This window comes from Methylophaga sp. UBA4204 (assembly GCF_002379485.1).
GTDB lineage: Bacteria > Pseudomonadota > Gammaproteobacteria > Nitrosococcales > Methylophagaceae > Methylophaga.
Map to the genome: position 1 here is coordinate 333 of NZ_DFTU01000055.1, position 5,015 is coordinate 5,347.

Here is a 5,015-nt window from a genome sequence, read left to right on the forward strand (position 1 = left end):
AAAAAACCGGACATTGTCCGGTTTTTTTGTTTGCTATCTAGACATTGTTACGCCAGGCGTGACAACTGTTGTCCTTTAATTGCTCCACTTCTTCCGGACCCCAGGTACCCGCTTTATAGGTGTGGATGAAATCTTTTTCTTCAGACCATTTCTCCAGGATCGGATCAACCGCTTTCCAGGCCAGATTGACTTCATCAGCACGCAGGAATAAAGAACGATCACCTTGGATAGCATCCAGGATTAATGCTTCATAAGCATCAAGCTTGTGCTTGTTGTCATCGGACTCCATTGTTTCCAGACCAACGGTATGCGCTTTCATTTCCAACCCGGGTTGTTTGGCCTGTAGTTCAATACGCAACGTATTGTCAGGTTGCAGACCCATGACAATCCAGTTGGCATGACTTTCACCTACTTTGGTGTCTTTGAATAATTCCAAAGGCGGTTTTTTAAAGCGAATGGCAATCATCGCTTTTGATTCAGGCATGCATTTACCTGTACGCAGATAAAAAGGCACACCATGCCAGCGCCAGTTATCAATATAGACTTTCATCGCGGCATACGTTTCGGTCACACTGCCTGCAGGTGCATCATCTTCTTCCAGATAACCTTTGACCGGTTTGCCGTTGATTTCACCTGCCGCATATTGGCCACGGAAAGCATGTTGATCAACGATGTCTTTAGTGATTGGACGAATTGATTTGAGAACTTTTACTTTTTCATCGCGTAATGATTCATCATCCATGTCTGCAGGTGGTTCCATTGCGACCAATGCCATCACTTGCAATAAGTGACTTTGAATCATGTCACGTAAAGCGCCCGAACCATCATAGTAGCCAGCACGGCCACCAACACCTTGTTGTTCGGCATGGGTGATCTGTACGTGATCAATGTATTTGTGATTCCACAAGGGTTCTAACAACAAATTGGCAAAGCGGAAAACAAAGATATTCTGAACCGTGCCTTTACCCAGGTAATGATCGATACGGTAAGTCTGTTCTTCGGTGAAGTTTTTGCGCAGAATGCGTTCCAGTTCAGCGGCACTTTTCTGATCGTAACCAAAGGGTTTTTCGACCACCAGATGACGCCAGCCATCAGTTTCCTGATTCAACCCAACTGCAGAAAGCTGATCGCCCACTACGCTGAATAGAGAAGGACTGATGGAGAGGTAAAAAACGATATTTTGAGAGAAACCATTTTCCGGTGTAGTGATCAGTTTTTTCAATTCGTGATAGCTGAAGGCTTCGTTGATATCACATTTGAAATAATGCACTTTCTTCAGAAAAGTTTGCAGTAAATCGTTATCGATGCCACCACGAACTCTGGGAGTAACGTATTCTGTTACCAGCTCCTGCCACTCTTCCTGGGTGCTTTCTTTGCGTCCCATACAAATGATGCGGGTGTCGTCGGTTAAACGATTTTCCGCTTGTAAATGATACAAGGCGGGCAGCAGTTTTTTCTGGGACAGATCGCCGGTGGCGCCGAAAATAACAATAGTACAAGGTTGCATGGTTTCTCCCGTTACAAGGCTGTGACTATGCCTTTGAGCGTATATAATTGAGTAATTGTACAATTTTGGGAGAGCATAGTGCGAAAAATTCTGTTTGCAAGTAGTGAAGTGCATCCGCTGATAAAAACCGGTGGCTTAGCGGATGTCTCAGCCAGTCTGCCATTGGCCCTTTCACAGATGCAGCAGGATATTCGTATTATCATGCCGGCATATCGTGCCACACTGCAGCAATTAGGCGAATGTCCGCTGATTGCCACAGTAAAACTGGAGGGCTATCATCAGCCTATCCAGCTTCTGCAAGCACAATTACCGGATAGTGATGTTGTCGTGTTGCTGGTGGATTCTCCTGAGCATTTTGATCGGGATGGTGGACCTTATTGCGATACACAAGGGGCAGACTGGGCGGATAATGCGGCACGTTTTGCGTTATTTTGCCGCGCTGTTGTAGCGGTAGCCACCAATCATGCTGGATTAGACTGGCAACCCGATGTAGTGCATTGTAATGACTGGCAGACCGGTCTGATTCCTGCGTTACTCAGCCTGGAAAAGACTCGCCCGGCTACTGTTTTCACCATTCATAACATGGCCTACCAAGGGTTGTTTTCCCGTGAAGTATTTGAGATGCTCGATTTGCCTGATGCGTTATGGCAGATTGAGGGCATTGAATTTTACGGCATGATGTCCTTTATGAAAGGTGGCCTGGTTTATGCCGACCACATCACCAGCGTCAGCCCCACCTATGCGCAGGAAATCTGTCATTACGAATACGGTTATGGCCTGGAAGGTTTACTGGCCTTGCGTTCAGAACAATCACGACTCAGTGGTATCGTGAATGGTATTGATACTCAGGAATGGAATCCGCAAACCGATAAGTTCATCAGTCACCACTACAGTATTAAAAACCTGCGACCCAAATTGCTCAATAAAAAAGCATTGCAGCAGCATTTCTTTCTTCCCGAATCAGCCGACACATTGATGTTTGGCATGATCAGTCGGCTGGTGTCGCAAAAAGGTGTGGATCTCACGATTGATGCGATTCATCGTCTACTGGCAGAAGGCAAAGATGTCCAATTGGTTTGTTTGGGAAGTGGCGAAGCCGGATTTGAACAGGATTTGCGTGTTTTACGTGCCAGATTTCCTGATAAAGTGGGCATCCAATTTGGTTATGATGAAGCATTGGCGCATAAAATCGAGGCGGGTGTTGATTCGTTTTTGATGCCATCACGATTTGAACCCTGTGGTTTGAACCAAATGTATAGTCTGCGCTATGGCACGTTACCTGTCGTCAGAAATACCGGTGGCCTGGCCGACACAGTAGTCGATGCGAACGAAGAAAATCGTAAACAGATGTTGGCAACAGGCTTTAAATTTACCAAGCCCACCGTCGAGGATTTGTACAATACTCTGTTAACGGTGAATGAATTATTTTCACATCCCCGGTTATGGCGACGGATGATGCTGACTGCAATGGTGCAGGATTTTAGTTGGATAAATAGCGCGCAAGCCTATTTGCACCTTTATCAGCAATTAGTGGATAACTCATGACAACACGGCAAGTTGATTTCAGTAGCGCTGTGGCGCTTGATTTACTTATGGACAAAGATTTACGTTCACACGTCCGTTTTTTGGTGAATTTATTGGGCGAAGTTATCGCTGAACAGTCCGGGCCTGAGGTTTATCAGGTGATTGAGCAGTTACGCAAAGGATTTATCCGACTGCGTAAGGAAGATGATGTTGAGCTGCGTCAAACTCTCAAGGATAAAATTGAATCGTTGGATGAACTGACCTTACGTGAAGTTATCCGCGCTTTTAATCTGTATTTCAGTCTGGTCAACACGGCTGAAGAAGCCTATCACCACCATAATCGACAAATTCAACTGCGAAACGGTGGAAATCTCTGGCATGGTTCGTTTCTGGATACACTGACTCAGTTCAAAAATGAAGGTGTATCAATCAAACAGCTACAGGATTTGCTGGAAAAACTGGTTTTTATGCCGGTGTTTACCGCCCATCCAACCGAGTCCAAACGACGCACCGTGATGGAAATCTTACGTCGCGTGTTTTTGCTTGATGAGAAACTTACTGAAGGTCTGATAACACCGTTTGATCAACAGCAGATTCGTAACCAATTGAAACGCCAAATCCAGCTGCTCTGGTCAACTGATGAAGTAAGAGCGGTTAAACCATCAGTTCGCGATGAAATCAAAAACGGATTGTATTATTTCAATGTCAGTCTGTTTGATGCAGTGCCACGCAGTTATCGTAACCTGGAGAATGCTCTTCGTCGGGTTTATGGTGATGAACTGGATCCGGAAACACCAATTGTGGTGCCAGATTATTTACGTTTTGGCTCATGGATTGGTGGGGACCGTGATGGCAATCCCTTTGTCACTGCGCAAACAACGGAAATGGCGATAGCGCTGCAAAAGCGCACGGTAATTCGACGTTATCTGGAAGATGTCACTAAACTCAGTTTTATTCTGACGCAGACGCAGCCACTCTGCGAGATCAATGCTGATTTGGCTACCGATATCGAACTGAGCGAACAACGTTTTGCCGGAGCCTTTTCAACCAATCCGCAACGGTTTATTAATGAGCCTTACCGCCGCAAGCTTTATATGATGCGCTATCGGCTCAAAGATAATCTGGCTGTTCTGGAAGAATTCTTTCGCCCGGATCTGCAAATTGAAAGTCTCGGTGTGGCCTATCATAACGAAGATGAGTTTCTGGCGGATTTGTACCTGATACATAAATCACTGGTGGATAATGGCGATATCGCGATAGCTGCCGCTGAACTCACCGATCTGATTCGGCTGGTCAAAACCTTTGGGTTTTATCTTTATAATCTCGATATTCGTCAGGAATCATCAAAGCATACTGATGCGGTGGGCGAGATATTAGCGCTCACTGGCCTCAATCGCCATTATCTGCAAATGGATGAAGCAGAGCGCCAGACGTTGTTATCGGATTTACTGTCGGCCCCCAGATTGCCAGAAATATACGGCGATTTGCAGCCAGACTCTCTGGAAATTCTCAATGTATTCAGATTAATCGCCCGACTGCGGGTAGAGGTCAGTGAAAAAGCATTTGGTAATTATGTGATTTCCATGACCCATCAGGCCAGTCATATTCTGGAAGTAATGCTGCTGGCCAGATTTGCCGATTTAATTGGTCAGGATGAACATGGCTGGTTTTGCCATATCCGGGTAGCACCATTATTCGAAACCATTGAGGATCTTGAGCATATCGAGCCGGTAATGTCTGCTTTGCTTGAGAACAGTCAGTACCGCACCTTGCTCAGTGCTTCGGGCAATATGCAGGAAGTCATGCTTGGCTATTCGGATTCCTGTAAGGATGGTGGCATTCTGGCATCTGCATGGAATTTATACCAGGCGCAGAAAACGGTCAGTCGACTTTCAGAACAATATGCTATCGGTTGCCGAATGTTTCATGGCCGTGGTGGCACCATCGGCCGTGGTGGTGGCCCGACGCATGATGCCATCTTGCG

3 protein-coding genes are annotated in these 5,015 nt (G+C 46.0%); 2 read left to right on the forward strand and 1 reads right to left on the reverse strand.

Going from position 1 to position 5,015, the window contains the following annotated elements; translation table 11 throughout:
* Positions 1-37: 37 nt before the first annotated feature.
* Positions 38-1,507 carry a glucose-6-phosphate dehydrogenase gene (zwf, locus tag B3182_RS07935; protein WP_292353670.1) on the reverse strand — a complete coding sequence of 490 codons (1,470 nt, stop codon included), beginning with the start codon at positions 1,505-1,507 and terminating at the stop codon, positions 38-40.
* A 78-nt stretch (positions 1,508-1,585) separates the two neighbouring features.
* On the opposite strand from zwf, the gene glgA reads away from it, so the two are divergent.
* Together glgA and B3182_RS07945 are read left to right on the forward strand one after the other, a co-directional pair.
* Entirely contained in the window at positions 1,586-3,052 is a 1,467-nt protein-coding gene (gene glgA, locus B3182_RS07940) for a glycogen synthase GlgA (protein WP_292353671.1), read from the forward strand.
* The coding region (locus B3182_RS07945; protein WP_292752256.1) for a phosphoenolpyruvate carboxylase at positions 3,049-5,015 on the forward strand (1,967 nt) is incomplete at its 3' end. The genes glgA and B3182_RS07945, both read left to right, overlap by 4 nt.

Coding starts and splice junctions, on each gene's coding strand:
- zwf (WP_292353670.1), bottom strand. CDS start 1,507: ATGCAACCTTGTACTATTGTTATTTTCGGCGCCACCGGCGATCTGTCC.